Raw genomic sequence first — 18,156 nt, forward strand, 5'->3', positions numbered from 1 at the left:
CAGCCAAGGCGCACCCCCTATGAGCGTTTCTTCCGCCTATGAACGGAGTTGTTCGTGGGAAAAATGTCTGGTATTCACAAGCGATGGACACCAGAAAGAAGCTCGTATTTGCCGCCGTCGCCGTGGTAGTTGCTGTCCTGGCAGTGGCGGGCTTCTTAGGAATCAGGCATGAGAACGACAAGGCCGCCGAGCAAGCGCGTCTTGTCACCCAGTCGTGCGAAAAGAGCGCTCGACAACAGAGCTATTCGTCGGCGGCATTGACCCGGAACGTCGAAACAGACTCCAACCTCGTCGTAACCGGCGAAGTTAGTGAGGGCCCGTTCTGGTATGCCTTTACCTGCGATACGAGCACGATTGCTGAGCTTCAGCGTTAGCCGAATTGCCAGCCGCCGATGAGGTCCTTCAGCTTCGGTTTGGTGGGTTGCTCCGCCTTGGGCGCGTATTTCGCCGACTCGTCCCGGTGTCGCTGCAGCAGAGCTGCGGTGATGTCGGGATGGCGTTGCGCCACAGGTGGAATGAGCGGCCGCGGTGAAGGCTTCACCTTCTTGAACCGTTCCCGCTCGGCCTTGACTTCGGGGTCGTCTGGATCGGTGACCCAGGATCGATACTCGGATGTCAGCCAGTAGTCCTTGCGGTCGACCAGCATCGCGAGGTTTTCCGAGTCGCGGGCCTCCTGGTCGAGGACTTCCAGCGCGTGGTTGAGCAAAGCAATGAAGTCCTCGCGGCGCAGCTTGAGAGCCTGCCGAAGGTCTAGGTGGTGGATCCTCTGGAAGATCGCGTAGCAAGCGCCCCAGCCATCCGCCGAGCAGAGGTAGGCAAGAGCGCCACGGCTTCCCCCTCGACGAGAGTGGAGAGCTGCGCGATTTTGTTGACAACCTTGACGCCCTGCTCGATCGAGAGTTTGTCAATCTCCGTTGCGAGCGCTCTGGCGTCGTCCCCGACCACCAGTTCGAGTGCCTGCAGGATCTCGTTGCGGCGCAGGTGCTCGCTGAACTTGAGGTCCTCTTCGGCGCTGTACGTCCGCCGGATGGTGGCGTGCACACCGAAGAGGCTCACGGGCAGTGGTTCCTGCTCGGTGGTGCCGAGAGCGTCGAGCAGGTCGAACGCATCCGGATTCTCGACCGGCTCCGCCGCAGGTTCCGTCGCGGGAACCGTGCGGGGAGCGGCCTTCTTCGCCGCCGTCTTACGGGCAGCGGACTTACGTTGGGTGCCTGGCATGGGTGTCGCCTCTCAGATCAAGCGAGGGGATTGGAATCGGACAGCGGAATCACCGGCGCGAGAGCGAGCAGCTCCATGTCGAAGCCGTCGATCTTGTCGCCGCCGAGCGAACGCGGCGGCGGGGTGAACAGGGTGGCGCGCTCGCAGTAAAGGGCATGCGAGTCGTCCTCGTCCTCCAAGACGAGCAGGATCGCGAACTCTTCCGAGTCGCCGAGGTTCCACTTCCACACACCCGAACCCGTGGTCGTCTCGGTGATCGAACCGCCCTGCAGCAGGGTGGTGATCGTCGCCTTCGAATAGTCGACAGGCTTCAGCTTCAGCCGGTCGCTGCGAGGCGAGCGTGCGATCTTGTACGAGGACTGCCGGTAGTTCCAGATCGGCAGTTCCTTCGTGTCCTGGCTGGGGTTCTGCTCGAACCCGGCCTCGATGCCGCCGAACGCATCCCACACGACCGGGGTGCCGGTGCCGGACGAAGGTGCTTCACCGAACGGGTTCGTCGGAATCGGGGTGCCGGCAGGGGCACGGAACGCGTTGCCGTCCTGCCAGACATAGGCCTTCTCCGGATTTGCGTATGTACTCACGGATTCTCCTTCTGAGGTGAGCTCACGACCGTGAGCATTGGAAGTCCCACCTCGGACGTGCCAGGCGAGCACCCGAGGTGGGACAGTTGAGACGCCCGAATAGGGCGAGTTAGCGGACGGTGAACTTCATTTCGAACCGGCAGATCGCACGGAACAGGGGAAGATCGGGTCCGCGTTCCGTGTCGACGTCGGTGATCGGGCCTTCGTCCCACGTCGCCCGCCACGACGACTGGGTGTCACGGAACCGCTGAATCCTCGCCTTGTGGACAAGCCGCCCCGACAGGTCGGCGATGTTCCAAGCGAGCTCGTCGGGGGCGATGTCGCCGCCGAGGATTTCCCACTTCGGCACCCACACATCGAGCTGCACCAACGGTTTCCGCAGCATCGGGTCCTGCCCGAAATTGGAGACCGCAGCCAACGTGACGAACGGGCCGGTGATCTTGTCGGGGATGTCGGACGTCGACACCGACTCGACGGGCACCTGGTTCGTGAACTCGGGCTGCCCGATCAGGAAGTCGCGGAGCGCGGCAGGCGCGTACGGGGTCACCGTGGTCACGAGCGTCGCCTAGCCCTTCGGCCGCCAGCACCCCGAGGCTGAAAGCCGGTGTATTTGCCGTGCTTTCGTGCCGCGTTCGTCAACGACGCCGCACCCCGAGACTTCGACGTCCCGTACTCCTTGTAGAAACCGAGCGGGTCGTCGTTCACCGCGAACACCCGGTCGCCTTCGACGACGACGTGCGAGTTGTTCGCGAACTGACCGGACCTGCGGGGGGCCGTGCCACGGAACTCCTGCGCAATCTGAATGGCGATTTCCTCGCGCTTCGGTGTGGACGCTTCGCGGGCCTCCCGCTCCGACTGCCTGCGGAAGACCCGGACCCTGGCGACCATCAGTCCTTCTTCGGCTCCGCGACCTTCGCGTCAGCGGCGGCCTTCGGATCAGTGCGAGGAGCCTGAACGCGAGCAGGCGTCTCGACGACCGGCCGCGCAGCAGGCTCGTCGACAGGAACCTCCTCGACAGGGGCTTCCTGCGACTTCACATGCTTCTCGTATGCCTTCGAATGCTCGTCGGCCCAATGCTCGACACCGTCGGCATCGGTGTAGGTGACAACAGCCATGGGATTACTCCAAATCGTTTGTTCGCCGCACCATCACGGCGAGGTAGGAAGGTTTACGTCCACCGCGGATGTGGCGGCGGGACCGCGCATTAGCGACGACCTGATAGCGGAGACCATCCGCATCGATCAACTCGTCACGAGATTCAGGTAGTGGACTATCAGGCTCCAGCAGCAGCACGTACACCGACGTCACATGCCCGTCGTCGAACTCGACGTTGCCCGCGTCGACGGACGACGCCGACAGTTGCCGCTGCTGCAGCAACCCACGCACCGGAATCGGTTCGGGCTTCACCCCGGGCTTCTTGTTTCCGGTCGACGGATCGAAAGTCGGCGCGCCAGAGGGTCGTTGAAGCCGCCACTGTTCGGGAAATTTCATCAGCCCGGCGCAATCGAAAACGACTTCGACGTCGTCACCGGAGGCGTCAGCCGCGCCTTCTGCTTGTCCGTCATGTAGACGAGCTCCTCGAAATCAGCCGACGAAAAGTTGTACTCGGTGGTGACCTCAGGGAACTGCTCCGACTTGATATTCGGGCCGATCCGCATGTTGTCGAGCGCCCGAGACACCATCACGCAGATGACGCCCTTGACGAGATCGATGTCCAACGCGGCAGACTCGACCGACGCGTCGAGCGTCGGAACTTCCTGCCGCGCAACAGCGGACGCGAAGCGGATCAGGAAGAGGACCTGCGGCAGCTGCGCCTCGGAGAACACCTCCGAACGGAACGTCTGCAGATCCCCTTCCGAGATCAGCGGGTAGGCCACGAATCAGGCCTTGGCTCCGGCAGCGGCCTTCTCGGCTGCTTCCTTGTCGGCCTTGGCCTTTGCTGCAGCGGCGGTACGCTTCTCCGCGGCGGTCGGCTCGTCCGAGTCGTCGGAGCCTTCCTTCGCGATGAGTCCGTCGCCGAGCAGACGCTTGATCGCGTCAGCCGAAATGTCCGACGGCACGGTTGCACCCTGGTACAGGTACTTGATCTTGCCGTCCGAGCCGTTCACGCCGACGAGCGGCGCTGTCACGATGTGTCCCATGTCAGTTTCCCCTTACGCCGCGATGCCGGTGATGCGGATGGCTGCGCCGGGTTCGTTGACGTACGGCACGCAGACACGGCGGGCACGGACGCGCCACTGGTCGTTGTCGTCGTCGCGGATCGACTTCGTCTCGATGACGTCGCCGGTGTAGCCCTGGCCGAGCTTCTCGTCGGCGATGCCTCCGAGAGCGTTGGTGTCGATCAGCCACGCGCCGGCTGCGGGCAGGTTCGACGTCGGCAGCAACGTCAGGCCCGCGACCTGACGGAACTGTCCGGTCGACACGGCGTTGTCGCCGGTCTCACGGGGAAGCAGCGTCGACAGCTTCTCGTCGGACGCGAGGATCGCCCAGGTGGCGTCGTCGACGACGATGACGTTCGGGTCGTAGCCCTTGTTCAGGGCAGCGACCTTCGCCTTCGCGAGCATGATGTCGCGCAGGATCGTCGCCGAGCTGCCCGTCCACGGGTTCGCCGCAGCCTGGGTGGCAGTGACCTGGGAAGCGATCAGCGACAGCGACAGACCGTCGACGGTCTTCACCAGCGTGTTGACCAGACGCTGGAACGCCTTCTCCACGGGGGAGAAGTTCGAGCGCTTGATCTTCTCGTCGGTGATGGGCACGTCCTGGCCCCACTTGGTGACCTTCACGGCCTGAGGCGTGCCGTCACCGAGGCCCGCGAGGGGGTACTCGGCGCCCGGCGTGATCGCCTCGGGTGCACGCTCGGTGTACAGCGGGTCGTCCTGCTCGAACACCACTGCGCCGCCGGACACGTCGGTCCGGGAGGTCAGGATGATGTCGGAGATGAAGCGCTGCTGCGCGATCTCGTTGACGCGCTTCGCCACGACGGTCGGGTTGGCGAGGAATCGGTTGATCGAGGTGATGTCGCCCGAGAACGTGGGCGGCCCCGATGGGTAGGTGATGGCCACGGTGGCCCTCCTTCAAGACTGGGAGCCGCTCGGCCCCAGGGGGAATGGGATGTGTTGGGGCGGCGCGTCAGCGCAGCAGGACGCGGACCTTGCCGGACGCGGCGGCAGCGAGCGCGACGCCGACGACCTGGTCGGCGGTACCTGCACCGACAGTTGCAACGGCGCCGGCCGCTGCGGCGACGACATTCGCGCCAGCAGCGATCGCGCCGGACGCAGCGAGCTCGTGCACGCCGCCGGCGTGGACGGTGACCTTCTCGCCGGACGCTGCATCGAACGCGGCGACACCGAGCCATGCGGCAGTCGCTGCCGAGGTCGGAGCGACGGTGTCGTTGCCGGACACCGCAACCAGCTGTCCGCCGGTGACGGCTGCCGAGGTAGCGATCGGAAGATCGGCACCTGGCTTACGGATGGGAACGTATTCGGCCATGTCAGGGCCTCACTTTCGATTCTGGGAAGATCCGTAGAACTCCCCGTAGAGGAGGTCGTCCGCGGTCTGCGGGGGACCGGGTTGAGCACCCTGCGACGGCACCGGAGCAGGAACACGCGGCGCGTTCGGATCCACCACAGGGGGTGGAGGAGTGGCAGGGGCCAGAGTTGGCTGGATGGTCGCCCAGTCAGCAGCCAGCTCTTCGGGCGTCGCGCCCTTGAGTCGGTCGATCCACACAGCGGGGACCGAATTAGCGATCGCGAATCGGAGCCGAAGGTTCTCGGCTTCCTTTTCCTTTGCGGCGGTGTCCCGTTCGGCGCCGAAGTTCTGCGCTCGTTCGAGTTCGGAGAGCTTGGCGTCTTCCGCGGCCTTCGCGTCGGCAGCCGCCTTGTCCTGAAATTCCTTCAGCGCCTTCTCGGCAGCGGCACGTGCTTCACGTTCCGCGTCGAGGGCCTTCTTTCCGGGGTCACCGAGACCGTCGGGATACTGCGGATCCGGCGTCGCGCCGGGTGCAGGCGAAGGTGCAGCTGGGGGAGTGGCCGGGTCAGCCGGCGGGGCCGCGGGCGGCTGCTGCGCAGCAACATCCGCGGGAGTGGGGACAGGTGCAGCCGGTGCGGTCGTAGCCGGAGCGGGAGCAGTCATCGGATGGAAACCTCCAGGAAGGGTTGGACACGTCATCGCGACGTCGACCACCCCAGATCGCCTGAGGCGGTTTAGATCCCCACGGCGTGGGGAAGAATTTGGGCATGAAAAAACCCCGCAGCGCGTGGCTTACGGGGCTAAGAGGGTGTGTACGGTTATTCGGCGAGTAGTTCGTCGAGTGTGTGGCCGCCCTTGGCGGCGGCTTTCTCCCAGTACTCACGGTTCTCGTCGGTGAGTCTGGTCGGGGTGTTCGGCGCCGATTCTTCCTGCGGATCGAAGTCAGGATTGATCCGCAGGCGGGCCTTGATCTCGGCGTCGGTGAACACTTTCCGCGCCGGGTGAACGTTGCCGAACACGTCGAGGTAACGGTAGTTGCCCAGCACCAAGTTCGGCAGCATCATGGCAGGACCCCCATCCGTCGGAACGTCCAGGCAAGTATATCCATCGCTTCACGGCTGCCACCTGAGATCGCTGCGAGCTGAGCAGGGTTGCCCATCACGAGCGCGGCGTAGCCTTCCGCGATCCACTCTTCCCGGCCGGACACCGAAGTGCCCTCCGATCCCGATCGGTAGTAGTCGTTCACGCCAGAGTTCGCCTCGACGAATTCCTTGTGCGCCCACTGGATGTACGGGTCGTCGACGAACCGGCCCACCGTGTAGTCGACTGGTTCCTGAGCTCGTGCCACGATGCTCGCAGGCAGGTTCGGGTTGCCCTGTTCCTGCCAGCGGACATCGATCGGATTGTCTCGCAGCGTGTTCGAGTCCAGCGCGTGCCCGATCTCGTGCGCGACGACGTTCACCGAACCGTGCGGCGCGTCCGTCGAGATGACGACTGCCTTGATCTGGTTTTGGTAGAACGAGATCGCATCGATCGGACGGCCATCGGCACTGGTGATTCCGTCGAACATCGCCGCGAACGGGCCTTCCGATACCTTCCGTGACGCCACAACCCGGACACCTGTGTCACCGAGGATCTGTCGGGCGGCGAATGGCACAGATAGGAAGTCGTTCTCGAACTGGAGCCGCTCCATGAAGCCGACACGACCATCGATCTCGGGTGTCACCGGCTCGTTCGCGCTGAACCCAGCGGGTTCGCGAGCGACCGTCAAGCCTCGGGCGGCGCCAGCAGGCGAAGGGGCGACGTCGACCTCATCGGTATCCCCTTCGACCATTCGCCAGAACTTCTCCTGCGCAGCCATTTTCAATGGTGCCGGCGCCGAAGGATCGCCGATCAGCCGCATGTTCAGGCCGGACTTCAGAACCTCGTCGAACACCTCTCGGAGCTGTTCCGAGTCGCCGATGTCGAAGTCCAATTCCTCCATTGCGGCGGCAAAGTCGCTGTACTCGTCGACGAACTCGCCGCCCTTGACTGACTTCACAACCTTCGGGGACCCAGTCACATCTACGGGAAGCGGTCTGGACTCAACCCGGCGGTGCTTCTGCAGAATCGACCACAACGCGGACCCGATTTCTTCCGACTCCAAGAAATCTGCATCCGGGTCGTTGATTCCGGCGACATTCAGCTTGGTTTCGATGATCTCGTTGGTGACGGCCCGCATGTCGAAGTCGCTCGTTCGTGCACCACCAGTCAACCGGCCCGCTGGCGCGTCTCTGTAGCTCGAGGCCGCCTGATAGCTGAGCCAGGAATGCACCGACTGGTTTACCTCGTAGAGCTTGTTCTGCGACAGCGACTCGACATCGGTGCCGCGGTAGGTCGTCAGGTAGCCCTTGAACGGTGCACCGGTTTTCGCCCGGTTCTCGTCCCACTTCAGCTTCGCTGCCGCCGACTCGGCGGCCTTCTCGGCCGCCAGCACTGCATCGTCCTTGACCTTCGCCGCACTGATCAATTCATCCAGACGGCTGCGGATTGCCGTGTCGACACCGGGCAGGATGTCAGGATCGATCAGATGCTCGACATTCAAGCCGTCCGCGAGGATCTCGTCGACTAGCGTCGGCGCCTGTGCGGTGCCCGAGACTCTGAATCGACCCGGGCGTACATCGAAATTGATGTCGTCACGCCCGAGTTGCTTCAACGCGACCGCGACCCGCAGCGCATCCGCTCGATCGCCTGTTTCGATGCTGGTGCTCGAGTACGGCCGAGTGACGCCGCGGTGCGGCGACTCCGACATGTACGTCCGGTTTTGACCGAAGATCGAGTCCAGCACCGCGGTGGTCGAAGCACGATCGTTGACCGGCTTGTAGATGTACTCCAGCGGCTGGACGTTCAGCCCAGCCTGCAGGACGGAATCCGCGATCTCAGGCAGGTCGTAGGCGACAGGGTTCAGTGGCGTCGCACGGTCGATCGGATCTTTCCGCCGATTCAACTCCAACCGCAGATGCGCCGAAATCCCAGCAGCGGTGTCCAACACCTGCTGCGGTGTCGCCTCAGCGAGCGGCACCGGCACTTGCACCGGCGGACTCGGTCGCACAACCGGCGGCGACGACATGACCCGACCGGATGCGATGACCCGATCCAAATCGACCGTCGGTAGCTGGTGCAGCGGAACGTTCAGCAGCTCGTCGAGATCCGGCACCAAACCGGTGCGAGACCCAACACCCGAAGCAGGACCGGAGCGTTCGAGCACGTAGCCGTTCAGCTTCAGCAGCCGCAGCGCATCCTCGCGGGACTCGGCGACCTCGTAAATCGCTTCCGGCATCAGTCTCGGCGTCGTCGTCGGAGTCCGGCCGCGCGCACGAATCAGCTTCCCCGCGACACCGCGCTTCGTTGTGCCCTCAGTCGTGTACGCCAGCTGCCGCCCGTACACCTGCGCTCGCTGCATCCCACGGTCCGCGTTCACGACCTGGCTGATGTCTGCGCCGTCCCGGATGGCTTGCGCGGCAGTCGGGCCGAACGCCGCATCCTGCTCGACCTTCGACAGCGAACGAAAGTAGCGGTCCGGGTCGACCGAGATCTCGGACGCGATCTTCTGCGTCGACGGAACGTGCCGGCAGTCGCACCGCGGGTGCCGTCTGAATCCGGCACTCCACTTGTAGAACCGGCCAGCCAGGATCACGCACCGCGCACACGACGGCGGATTCAGCATCCGCACATATCCGACCGACGGGCGAGCTGTGATGCCAACGGATTCCGCGGCACGACCCGTGTCCGACAGTGTCGTCTGCACCAGCATCTGCAACACCTCGGCGCCCGCCGACAGCGCGTCAGCCGGAGCCAGTCCCGAGGCGACAGCAGTCTTGGACTCGATCACCGACCGGTACATCGCGTCGCCGAGCTCGACACCGCCGCCGGTCACACCGACGAACGACTCCGGCACGACGTCCGCGAGCACGTCAGGCTGCAGGCCTTGCTCGTCGAGAACCGTCGGGACAAAGTCGACAGCGAGGTTCGCCGACGCCAACTGCGCCTGCTCCACCGAACCAACCAATGTCGGCGCGATCTGGTCCCACGACTCGTCGAAGTCGTTGCCCATCCGCAGCCACAGCCGCTTCACCAGCGCTAGCGTTGCAGCGGAAATCCGCTGCTGGCCGAGCCAGTACGCGCCGACAGAATCAGGCAGCGCCACCGGTGACATCCTGGAAGCTACGGTTCACGCGGTCGAGTTGCGGATCGACCGCGGCTTCCAAGTCCATCTGCCGCATCTGCTTCCGCTGAGTCTCCGTGTACCCGAGATCGATACGCGTCTGCTCCAACGGCACGATCTTTGACTCGTACTTCTTGACCGCAGCGTCAGCCTTCTGCGACTCGGTCGGCGTGGACGGGTCACGCCACACCGTCTCGAGCGAATAGTCACGCATCTCCAGCTCGGACTTGCCGCGCATGAACATGAGGTTGATGCGCTGCACATCCTCGTGCGCGCCACCAAGGAACGTGTGCTTCCGCTCGATGCGCTTCACCAGCTGAATTTCCGACGACCGGATCGCATCCGCGGACGCAGGATTGTCGCCGACGAAGCCCATGTAATGCGGTGGCAGCGCAGCCATCTGCGACGCCAACTGCGCCAGCAGCTTGATCGTCGAATGAAAGTTCGCGAGATCAGCCTCAGCGAACTGGCCGACCTTCACATTCGGGTTCTCGTTCGCCCAGATCCGTGATTTGATCTGCTGCCACGCCGTCACACGACGACCCGACGGATCCTCGAAGTCCTTCGCCGTCAGGCCGAAAGCCCACCGGCGAGGCATCGCATGGAACTCGCCCGAGATCATCATGTCCGTCGCCATCTTGTTCGCGGCATCCGCGAGAGGCAGCAGATCCTTGAACTCGGTGGTGCCGTTCGGACGCAACGTTCGAGGACGGTTCACCAGCGGAACGACAGGAACGACCCCGAAGTTGTGCTTGTCCTGGAACTCGCCCTTCGCCCACGCGCCCTGTGTCTGCACGAACTCCGACGTCTCCATCGGCGTGTACACGAGCGCATGCTCGACGTCGTCGAGATCCTTCCACCGCTTGATCGCGGCAGTCACCTTCTGCGTCGCCGGGTCCCGCTGCGCCCACATCTGAAACGGCGACTCGATCGAGTTGATCGGCGGCATCCCCTTCTCAGGGTTCGTGCCGATCGTCACGTACGACCGCGACAACGAGATGGAATCGAGGTGCGCCTGCTGCGACTTCTCGTCCATGTTGTTGTACTGCCACCACGACCACAGCTCGTCGTCGCCGGAATCCATGTCCGCGAACCGGAATCCCTCGACATCGAGACGGTTCTCGTAGGCGTCGGCGACGAACCGCGCCCAGTTGATTACCAGCTCGGCGACCGTCTCGCCGATCTCGTCCTTCATCGCCTCGGACATGTACTTCAAGGGCTGCTCGCCCTCGTAGTAGTTGTCCCACTTCGTCAGGTTGTCGACGTCGACGCGGAGCCCTTTTTCGAGCTCCGGGATCAGCTCCAGTGGTGTCTTGTCGGCCACGACACCCCCATTCAGTTCAGAAAACGATCATTCGGCTGCTCACCTGGTTCGGTTCGGGCCAGCCAGCTGCCCAGGAATCCGCAGCTGCCTCATGTGCGACGATTGATGCCATTGCGGCGTCGATCTTTTGGTGATCGGTGGGTTTGCCGAGAACGTATTTCTGGCCTGGCTTCGCCACTTTGCGTGCGTTCGCGATGTGAATCGCGGTGATCGGGCAACCGTCATGCGATATGCGCCCGGTCGCGAGATCCGTCTCGAAACGGCGGATCGACTCGTACATCTGATTGACACGCCCTGTGTGCCACTCGAAGACGTGCTCCTCGCCGTGGTTTCGTGACCAATCACCGATCTCCGAGTACCAGTCCTGCGGGTCGCAGTACATTCGCTCGACCTTGTACCTGTCGAAGATCTCGTCGACCGCTGCATGGACCTCGCCGCGAGGAATACGGCCTTCCCACTCACTCGGATCCCAGATCGTCGGGAGATCGTCAGGCCCGTACCGAGGAGTGAACTGAACGCCATCTCGTGTCTCGCAACGGATCGCGGTCCAGTCATTGTTCTCGGAACCGTCGAAGCCAACGGCCACCTGAGTTCCGGCCGGTGGGTTAGGAAGCCACAGCATCGACGTACCTGTCGTTCCACAAGCCGTCCCGCAACCACGAGCCCTGGCCGTACACAAGACGATTCCCGAAGAACCGCTCAGCCTGAGCTGGGTCGGTCTCGCCGATCTCCAGCGCTTCCGCCTCGATCGAGTCGAGGTTCACCCACGGCGAACCCTCGTACACGTACTTCAGGATCTTCCGACGCTCACGCTTGTTGCCCCACGAAAGGCCAACCGGCGGAATGCGGTAGAACTTGAACACGTCAGTCACCCGCGACTCGTAGGTCTGCTGAGCGGTCGAGTTCTCGGCCGGATCCCACGCATTCGTGGTCTCCATCGTCCGACCGTTCATGCCGGCTGCGCCGCGACGCTGATCCTGAGCGACCTTCAGCATCTTGTTCGACCGCGTGTACAAGCCGGACTCGTCGTGCAGCACCCAGGACACCGGGTTACCGACACGACCATTCGCCGACGACGTCACTGCGTCGATCCGGTCGAAATCCTCACCCGGACTTTCGCCTGCGATTCGAACGAAACCCTCGCGCACGAACAGCAACTCGGACAGGGGCCCAAGACGGATCATCGCCGTCAGCGGCCGATAGACGTTGTCGACCTGGTCCTCGTTCGTCGCAGTCAGCTGAATGACTGGCGACGGATGCCGCATCCCCATCGGCTCCCCCGGCTCATACGGAAACTCCCAGCCGCACGAGCACCCGTAGTCAGAGCACGCATACCCGTCATCGCGACCAGCCCATCCGAGGAACTGACTCGGGCCGACAGCCTCGAACGTCGCCATCGATGCCGACCACGGTCCCTTGCCTGTGTTGCAGGTCGGAATCATCTCCCGGCCGGCGAGGAACACGTGCGAGTCTGCAGCGACAGTCAGGCATTGCGTGGGGACAGTTTCGACGCGCTCCACACTGACAATCCGACGGTGACCGAACTGGGCGTGACCGCGGCCAGGGGAACGTAGGCGTTCCTGCTTCCGATCCAAGCCGAACACCGGCATATCGCTGCGAGCAGAGAAAGCTATGCGCCACTTTGGGCCAGTCACACGGCCTTTCAACGTCGCGTGACCCGAGTAGCACTTCGGCCGGATACCAAGCGACGCGAGGAGCTCAAGCATCCCGTCGCGGAGGGCTGAAAGTGTGGTCGTGAACTCGCACTTGCCCTGACGCTCGTCGCAGTGCCCGTCCGTGTCCATCAAGCCCTGCAGCAACGACCAACGTTGCTTCTCCGATGACCGCAAGTACTCAGCCGGAATGTGCTTGTTATTCAACACGCCCAGCCGTCGAAGTGTCGCCTTCAACCCGACGACGCCAACCCGCTTCTCGACCTTGTGGCGCCGAACTTCGTGACCCGCGAGCTCAATGTTCTCCCAGATCTGGACGTCCAGTCCAGTGAGTCGACCATCATCGGAATTACCGTCACCCAGCCATGCACCCAGCGTGTATGGGTCAAGCAGCAACTCGGCGTCGGGCAACTGCAGCGGCTTCGCATTCGGGACACGGAACACCCGCGCACCATCGCGAACCAAGTTCCCCACGAGATCCTCGGTCCGCACCCGCATCGGCACGTACTTGGACGACGGATTCCGCCACTCGACCCACCACTGATGGTCCTTGCACGCCGTCAACGACGAACCGTCCGAAAACGCCACCCGGTATGTATCCGAATGCCAGACAGGAGACTTCGACACGACACGGGTGGGGTCACCCTGCTCGTCGAACACGAAATCTCCGACTTGCAGAGCCGCCATCGTCGACCAACCGTCAGGAGTAGCGATCGGCGTATCCAGCGCCAACGCCTTCTGCGGCGCGACGATCTGAGCTCGGCGATAGGTGAACGCCTGGTTGAACAACGGCTGCCCGTCGATCCACTCCACGCCCGGTCGGATCCGGTAGTAGTTGGCGGAGCACCAGAACTGCCAATCCGACCACACGAACTCGGCGCCACGGTTGTAGCCGTCCGGGATCCGGCAGTGCTGCCGAGTCCACGCTTCCCCAAGATCACCAAGAGTGGGGAAGTCGACCAGGAAGCCGTCAGTTGCCTCCACCGGCGACCGCCCTCAAACGGCGAGCTGGACGAGGCTTCGCCTCCGACTTCGCAGCCGTTGCTCGCTTCGATTCACGGGCCGCGCCGACTTCATCCGCGACGATCTGCCAGCCGTTCTCTTTCAGTCCTGCGGGACTGAGTCCGATCTGATCGGCAAGCCGCTGTGCCTGGACAGCGTCGGCGGCCGGCGAATCGGGATTCTCGGCGCGCACTGTCCAACGGACCCAGAGCCCGACCGAACGGTGACGCCACTTCTGGCCGACCCACTGCGTCGCCTGCGGAGTTCGCCACGCCTCTTTCCACACATCCCGTTCCCGTGCAGTCGCACGAGACAACGGCCAAGCCGGAACCCGACCAGTGAATCCCTCCGCCGGAAGGTCCACCAGCGAGATCCCCCTTCGGTCGGACCGAGCAGAGTTCGGATCTTTCTGCGGCCCGGATCTGTTCCGAGCACCGCCATGACCGGCCATGTGATTTCTCCTCCGTGGCATCGCGCCACAAACGGAAGCCCGTCGGCATCGCGCCGACCGGATGGAACGAATCTGCGTGCCGGCCGAGCGCGCAAAGGCGCTGGGGCACAGCCGAGGAAGCTACAACCAAAGTGCTGGACATCGAAGGCGGTCCGGAATTCTTGAACCCTCCGCGCCATCGGCTGACCTCCCCCGCGGCGAAACGCGGGTGGGGGGTCTGGGGGTCACCCCCCGCCCCGGTGTTTCCGCTGGTCAGAGGCTTGCCGGATTGTCGTTACCGATGCGAACGAGTTTACGTTTCCGCTGGTCAGAGCTGGTGTCAGAATCGGGCGGCCTGGCGGGAGTTGCAGGATCGGCAGGTGACGGAGAGCGGTCCGCGTGGGTCGCCGCCGAGGGCGATAGGGGTCACGTGGTTGGCGGTGAGGCCGCCGTCCCGCTCTGTGAGGTAGTGGGCGGGGCGTCCGATTCCGGGGCACCATTCGCCGTTGATCGCTCGGTGGGCGTCGACGGCTGCCTTGCGGCGTGCCTGCTCTTCACCGTCGCGTGTGGCCTTCGTGGGGACTGTCGCTCGTTGATGTCGTTCTCGGTCCTTTGCATGCTCCCGGCACAGGGGGCCGGCCTGCATGCGTGGGCATCCGGCGATGCGGCACACCTTCAGCGTGGCGCGTGACACTACTCGTGGAGCTCTCTGCCGTCGAGGCTGTGGTGAGTGACCAGCCAGCCCATGCTGCCGTCGTCGCGTGGTACAGGCTCGGTGGTTGGGCCGCACGGGCAGTCGCCGTCGAGGTGTTCGATGAGGTCGTCGACTGGCACGACGTGGATGTCGCCGGTGGCCATCAGTCTTCGCCGAACAGGACTGCGCTCGCGATGCCGTCCTCACGGATAGAGGCGACATTGAGAATGCCTTGGCTGTCTCCGATGTCCATGCTGCTTCGCTTGAAGAACGACCATGCCACCAGGTCGTCATCTCCGTCGAAGTAGCTGGCCTTCGAGACGAGGTACCAGGCGGTGATGATCTTGCCGCTGTCCGGATCGTCCTCGCCGTACGCGACACGGGCTTGTTCGATCGCGGCTTCGATGGCGTCGTCGGCTGCGATCTGTTCGGGTGTGCGTGACACTGACTGGCTCCGTTCGGTGTTCGCTTACCCGCCGGTGAGGGATGGTGACTTCATGCTGGTCAGAAGCGTGAGTCGTGTGGGTATCGGGCGAGGAGATTGTCGAGCCGCTCAGTCTGAACCAGCTCGGCGTCGAGGTCGCCGCGCTCCCTAGCTCCGAGGACGAGGAGGTAGGCGTCGGTGATCTGCTGCTCGAGTGACGGCATCAGCAGCCATCCTGCTCAGGATGCTGCGGCCCGTAGTTGCAGACGAAGCGGTTACCGCCAGCAGTGACTGTGATGCGATGCTGGCCATGATGATCCGACTCAGACACTGTGTACGACTGCGGTGCAAGGCGATACGCGATCGCATGCAACAGGTTCGCGATACGCGTCATGACCGTGCCCGTCGAACAGCCCAACGGATGACTGACGCCACGATCTCGGACCACCAGTCGGCGAGCATGGTCAGCGCCGCAGATTCTCGATCATCGAGCGGATGTGCGCGATGGAGATCTCCGTCGCGCCGGACATCTCAAAGGCCCTCAGATACTGGTCAATCAATACGTACGGGATAACCGTGTCATCGGCTAGGAGCGCGCGAGCCTCAGCGAGCATCGCTACATCCTGCGTCCGGTGTAGGTCAGGCTCTGCTGGATTCCCTTTGAGATTGCCTCGTTCACGCCCGGCGCACTGTGAACGTTGCACTTCATCACCACAGGCTTGATCGGGGACAGGTGGTTCGCGGTCACACGCAGAACCTCAGCCAACCAACTACGCATGACTCGCCACCCACTCCGTTGCAACCCGTCCCGCATAATCCAGGACTAGAAGTTTCTCGCTGGTTTCTGCCTGGACGATGCTTGCGGTGTGTACGAACCCACCGACCCGAGCTGCCGAGCGGTCATACGTGACGTAGACGCCGCGATCGGAGAACGCTTCATTAGCGATAGCGCGAGCCGAAGGATCGGCAAGCGGGATGGTGCACCGAGTGTCCGTGCATTTCCATCCATCCGCCGCCGAGCCGAGGAGTTTCCATTCCTCGCCCCAGATATTCACCGCAGTCATGCCGACACCTTCCCCGCACGTGCAGCCTGCTGAAAGGCCAATCGCGCGTCGCTGACGACATCGTCGTTGAATGCTGCCGGGTTCATACCCAGCGCCTCGCAGAGTTTGCCGAATGCATTGTCGAATAGCGAACCGGCCTCCACTGCCGGGACGAGATCGCCGACAGCGTTTCGGACTGTTTGCCCATCTTCCTTTACGCACGCCCAAGTTCCAGCGGCGTGTGTACCGACATTGCCTTTACCTGCGATCAGGTGCAATCCACCGCGTTCATCGACATGCCATTTCGTGGCTGTCGGATATTCGACCGTCGAGCGGTGGTCGTCGGTGCGCATGCGGACAGTGATCATGATGATCTTTCTGGTGATGGTGGTGGTACTGCTCAACCCGGCATTGGCGGGAAGTGAGTTGGCTCCCTGCTCCGTGATCGCACGGACACCCGGGGGAGGATGCTGGGGAAGTCAGGGAGCCAAGACTGGGATACAAGAATGTCGGTGCAACTGGATTTGGACACAGTTCACCGACAGGGATCAGCGTAGCATTTGATGTCGCGAACGCGACATGACACGCGACATCGCGACATCATGCAACTTTCGCGCAGCCAATCGCCGCCGCCAGCAACTCAAACGACGTCGGCGGCCAAACCGTCCCACACGAGAGGCAGCGAGCTTCCTGGGCCGTCACCAACAGCGCTGGCTGCTTCACGTTCTCGTCGAGGTCATCCCGACGCCACACCGTCTTCGCCTCGCACTGTGGGCAGGCGCCAGTCACCTCCACCTCGGAGACGCCGTCGAGCAGGTTATTGATTGTCTTCACCCAGCCGCGAATGGTCAGCGCCCACTTCTGTAGCTCGGACGAGTCCTGCGGCCTCCAACCCATATGGGGAAGATCTGCAAGGAGAGAAAGGGTATGGCCTCGGTGAGGCGCCGCCCACTCCGCTACGGTTCGCTCGATACGCTCCACCAGATCGAGACCGGCAATCCACACCGAAGGCCGGGATCGGAACGCTGACTTGCCTTCGCCTGACTGTTGTCCGTGCAGAGCAGTCTTCAGTTGCACGTACAGGTTCGGCGCCGTGTACACCTGCCCGTCAGCATCTCGCATCGTTTGGACCTTGATGAGGTCATGGATGGCGTCGTCGAGTGCCGTGATGGCGGCTGGCAGGTATTCAGCATCGGTAGTAACGCTCATATTCTCGACTTCCATTGTGGGACAACGGTATACGGAATCAATTGTACCGGACATGCACCAAAAACTCGAGCTGTCAACACCCCTGGAAAGATAACGATTTACAGCAGGTCAACCCGTCAGTCCCTCTCCCACCCGAAAGCATCCGCAGGCAACCCGTCCGTCTCCACCGGCGACACGAACACCTCAGTACGGGTAACAGTCACCGTCTTCCGCACCCCACGAATCTCCGGAAACGTGTACTTCTCCCAACCGGAATCAGGATTCAACGCCTTGAGGTCGGCCACAGCCTGCTTCAAATCACGGTTACCACGCAGATGACTTTCGATGGCGGCCTCACGCGTCGGTCCCGACGCATAGCGATCACTGTCATCGGTGACTGTCGCCCACTCCACCCGCGTCTGCGTGAACTCGTGAGTCGATCCCGACAGGATCGCGGGGATGAGGTCATCAGACGCCTTCGGGCCTTTCACGCGCCCATCTTTCACTGTTCCCCCTCCACTTCCGCCCATGTGCCGCACGATGGTTTCCGCTTGGTAAGTACCTCGACCGCAATCGGGCGACCTTGTCTGTCGCAGTGACGTTTCATCGCGAATCCGTGCTTGTCCGTGTAAAGCCGAATCCGCTCGGAGTACGCGATACTGCCGATGACGACTTCCGGCGGACTCTGCAGGGTGAACGATTCGATTCGGGCCGAATGAATGTCTTCGCATCGAAACCACACCGGCTCCGCGAGGACGTCGTCTAGAAGTTCTCCGTCACCAAAGTACTGCTTTGGGGCGAGAGACCGTTCCGCCGCGATAGCTTGGACCGCCGAGTTCTGTTCGAGCACAGCCGCTATCCGCCGCAACGTCGCAACCTCCTCACGCTGCAACGCCAACCTCTCCTC

General features: G+C 63.0%; 28 protein-coding genes. 1 reads left to right on the forward strand and 27 read right to left on the reverse strand.

Going from position 1 to position 18,156, the window contains the following annotated elements:
* Positions 1 to 83: 83 nt before the first annotated feature.
* Positions 84 to 374 (forward strand): hypothetical protein, encoded by a 291-nt coding sequence (locus tag RhoFasB10_RS18500; protein WP_167677863.1) that lies wholly within the window; start codon positions 84 to 86, stop codon positions 372 to 374.
* Here RhoFasB10_RS18500 and RhoFasB10_RS18505 read toward each other — a convergent pair.
* From RhoFasB10_RS18505 to RhoFasB10_RS18635, 27 genes are all read right to left on the reverse strand, one after another.
* Positions 371 to 706, reverse strand: coding sequence for a hypothetical protein (locus RhoFasB10_RS18505; protein WP_240931269.1), 336 nt, complete (start codon positions 704 to 706; stop codon positions 371 to 373). The two genes, RhoFasB10_RS18500 and RhoFasB10_RS18505, sit on opposite strands and share 4 nt — an antisense overlap.
* 44 nt (positions 707 to 750) lie before the next feature.
* A complete protein-coding gene (locus RhoFasB10_RS18510; protein ID WP_167677865.1) occupies positions 751 to 1,218 on the reverse strand; it encodes a hypothetical protein in 468 nt (155 codons plus the stop codon).
* Positions 1,219 to 1,235: 17 nt separating this feature from the next.
* A complete protein-coding gene (locus RhoFasB10_RS18515; protein ID WP_167677867.1) occupies positions 1,236 to 1,799 on the reverse strand; it encodes a hypothetical protein in 564 nt (187 codons plus the stop codon).
* A 109-nt stretch (positions 1,800 to 1,908) separates the two neighbouring features.
* Entirely contained in the window at positions 1,909 to 2,355 is a 447-nt protein-coding gene (locus tag RhoFasB10_RS18520; RefSeq protein ID WP_167677869.1) for a hypothetical protein, read from the reverse strand.
* Positions 2,352 to 2,687 carry an HK97 gp10 family phage protein gene (locus tag RhoFasB10_RS18525; RefSeq protein WP_167677871.1) on the reverse strand — a complete coding sequence of 112 codons (336 nt, stop codon included), beginning with the start codon at positions 2,685 to 2,687 and terminating at the stop codon, positions 2,352 to 2,354. Before RhoFasB10_RS18525 ends, RhoFasB10_RS18520 begins: the two co-directional genes overlap by 4 nt.
* Positions 2,687 to 2,914, reverse strand: coding sequence for a hypothetical protein (locus tag RhoFasB10_RS18530; RefSeq protein ID WP_167677873.1), 228 nt, complete (start codon positions 2,912 to 2,914; stop codon positions 2,687 to 2,689). Before RhoFasB10_RS18530 ends, RhoFasB10_RS18525 begins: the two co-directional genes overlap by 1 nt.
* Positions 2,915 to 2,918: 4 nt before the next feature.
* Positions 2,919 to 3,206, reverse strand: coding sequence for a hypothetical protein (locus RhoFasB10_RS18535; RefSeq protein WP_346764426.1), 288 nt, complete (start codon positions 3,204 to 3,206; stop codon positions 2,919 to 2,921).
* 83 nt (positions 3,207 to 3,289) lie between these two features.
* The gene (locus tag RhoFasB10_RS18540; RefSeq protein WP_167677877.1) at positions 3,290 to 3,676 is read right to left on the reverse strand and encodes a hypothetical protein; all 387 of its coding nucleotides are present in this window, start codon (positions 3,674 to 3,676) and stop codon (positions 3,290 to 3,292) included.
* A gap of 3 nt (positions 3,677 to 3,679) precedes the next feature.
* Complete coding sequence (locus RhoFasB10_RS18545; RefSeq protein ID WP_167677879.1) at positions 3,680 to 3,940, reverse strand: hypothetical protein; 261 nt, start codon at positions 3,938 to 3,940, stop codon at positions 3,680 to 3,682.
* A 12-nt stretch (positions 3,941 to 3,952) separates the two neighbouring features.
* Entirely contained in the window at positions 3,953 to 4,861 is a 909-nt protein-coding gene (locus RhoFasB10_RS18550) for a hypothetical protein (RefSeq protein ID WP_167677881.1), read from the reverse strand.
* A gap of 67 nt (positions 4,862 to 4,928) precedes the next feature.
* On the reverse strand, positions 4,929 to 5,288 hold the full coding sequence (locus tag RhoFasB10_RS18555) for a capsid cement protein (protein WP_167677883.1): 360 nt from the start codon (positions 5,286 to 5,288) through the stop codon (positions 4,929 to 4,931).
* 9 nt (positions 5,289 to 5,297) lie between these two features.
* Entirely contained in the window at positions 5,298 to 5,930 is a 633-nt protein-coding gene (locus RhoFasB10_RS18560; RefSeq protein WP_167677815.1) for a hypothetical protein, read from the reverse strand.
* Positions 5,931 to 6,085: 155 nt separating this feature from the next.
* Entirely contained in the window at positions 6,086 to 6,331 is a 246-nt protein-coding gene (locus tag RhoFasB10_RS18565) for a hypothetical protein (protein WP_167677884.1), read from the reverse strand.
* Positions 6,328 to 9,453 carry a hypothetical protein gene (locus RhoFasB10_RS18570; RefSeq protein WP_167677886.1) on the reverse strand — a complete coding sequence of 1,042 codons (3,126 nt, stop codon included), beginning with the start codon at positions 9,451 to 9,453 and terminating at the stop codon, positions 6,328 to 6,330. Before RhoFasB10_RS18570 ends, RhoFasB10_RS18565 begins: the two co-directional genes overlap by 4 nt.
* Complete coding sequence (locus RhoFasB10_RS18575; protein WP_167677888.1) at positions 9,440 to 10,795, reverse strand: phage portal protein; 1,356 nt, start codon at positions 10,793 to 10,795, stop codon at positions 9,440 to 9,442. Before RhoFasB10_RS18575 ends, RhoFasB10_RS18570 begins: the two co-directional genes overlap by 14 nt.
* 16 nt (positions 10,796 to 10,811) lie before the next feature.
* Entirely contained in the window at positions 10,812 to 11,417 is a 606-nt protein-coding gene (locus tag RhoFasB10_RS18580) for a terminase TerL endonuclease subunit (protein ID WP_167677890.1), read from the reverse strand.
* Entirely contained in the window at positions 11,401 to 13,452 is a 2,052-nt protein-coding gene (locus tag RhoFasB10_RS26445) for an LAGLIDADG family homing endonuclease (RefSeq protein WP_167677892.1), read from the reverse strand. Before RhoFasB10_RS26445 ends, RhoFasB10_RS18580 begins: the two co-directional genes overlap by 17 nt.
* Positions 13,439 to 13,834 carry a hypothetical protein gene (locus tag RhoFasB10_RS18590; protein WP_346764427.1) on the reverse strand — a complete coding sequence of 132 codons (396 nt, stop codon included), beginning with the start codon at positions 13,832 to 13,834 and terminating at the stop codon, positions 13,439 to 13,441. Before RhoFasB10_RS18590 ends, RhoFasB10_RS26445 begins: the two co-directional genes overlap by 14 nt.
* 406 nt (positions 13,835 to 14,240) lie before the next feature.
* Positions 14,241 to 14,594, reverse strand: a complete 354-nt coding sequence (locus RhoFasB10_RS18595) for a hypothetical protein (RefSeq protein WP_167677896.1) — start codon at positions 14,592 to 14,594, stop codon at positions 14,241 to 14,243.
* Positions 14,594 to 14,758, reverse strand: a complete 165-nt coding sequence (locus tag RhoFasB10_RS18600; RefSeq protein WP_167677898.1) for a hypothetical protein — start codon at positions 14,756 to 14,758, stop codon at positions 14,594 to 14,596. Before RhoFasB10_RS18600 ends, RhoFasB10_RS18595 begins: the two co-directional genes overlap by 1 nt.
* Entirely contained in the window at positions 14,758 to 15,039 is a 282-nt protein-coding gene (locus tag RhoFasB10_RS18605) for a hypothetical protein (protein WP_167677900.1), read from the reverse strand. The genes RhoFasB10_RS18600 and RhoFasB10_RS18605 overlap by 1 nt, the downstream gene beginning before the upstream one ends.
* A 59-nt stretch (positions 15,040 to 15,098) precedes the next feature.
* Entirely contained in the window at positions 15,099 to 15,242 is a 144-nt protein-coding gene (locus RhoFasB10_RS18610) for a hypothetical protein (RefSeq protein ID WP_167677902.1), read from the reverse strand.
* A gap of 240 nt (positions 15,243 to 15,482) precedes the next feature.
* Positions 15,483 to 15,632, reverse strand: a complete 150-nt coding sequence (locus tag RhoFasB10_RS18615) for a hypothetical protein (protein ID WP_167677904.1) — start codon at positions 15,630 to 15,632, stop codon at positions 15,483 to 15,485.
* Between the two features lie 156 nt (positions 15,633 to 15,788).
* Complete coding sequence (locus RhoFasB10_RS18620; RefSeq protein ID WP_167677906.1) at positions 15,789 to 16,082, reverse strand: hypothetical protein; 294 nt, start codon at positions 16,080 to 16,082, stop codon at positions 15,789 to 15,791.
* Positions 16,079 to 16,465, reverse strand: coding sequence for a hypothetical protein (locus RhoFasB10_RS18625; protein ID WP_167677908.1), 387 nt, complete (start codon positions 16,463 to 16,465; stop codon positions 16,079 to 16,081). Before RhoFasB10_RS18625 ends, RhoFasB10_RS18620 begins: the two co-directional genes overlap by 4 nt.
* Positions 16,466 to 16,661: 196 nt before the next feature.
* The gene (locus RhoFasB10_RS18630) at positions 16,662 to 17,285 is read right to left on the reverse strand and encodes a hypothetical protein (RefSeq protein WP_167677910.1); all 624 of its coding nucleotides are present in this window, start codon (positions 17,283 to 17,285) and stop codon (positions 16,662 to 16,664) included.
* A 101-nt stretch (positions 17,286 to 17,386) separates the two neighbouring features.
* On the reverse strand, positions 17,387 to 17,740 hold the full coding sequence (locus RhoFasB10_RS18635) for a hypothetical protein (protein ID WP_167677911.1): 354 nt from the start codon (positions 17,738 to 17,740) through the stop codon (positions 17,387 to 17,389).
* Between the last annotated feature and the right edge of the window lie 416 nt (positions 17,741 to 18,156).

The organism is Rhodococcus sp. B10 (genome assembly GCF_011770055.1).
GTDB lineage: Bacteria > Actinomycetota > Actinomycetes > Mycobacteriales > Mycobacteriaceae > Rhodococcoides > Rhodococcoides kyotonensis_B.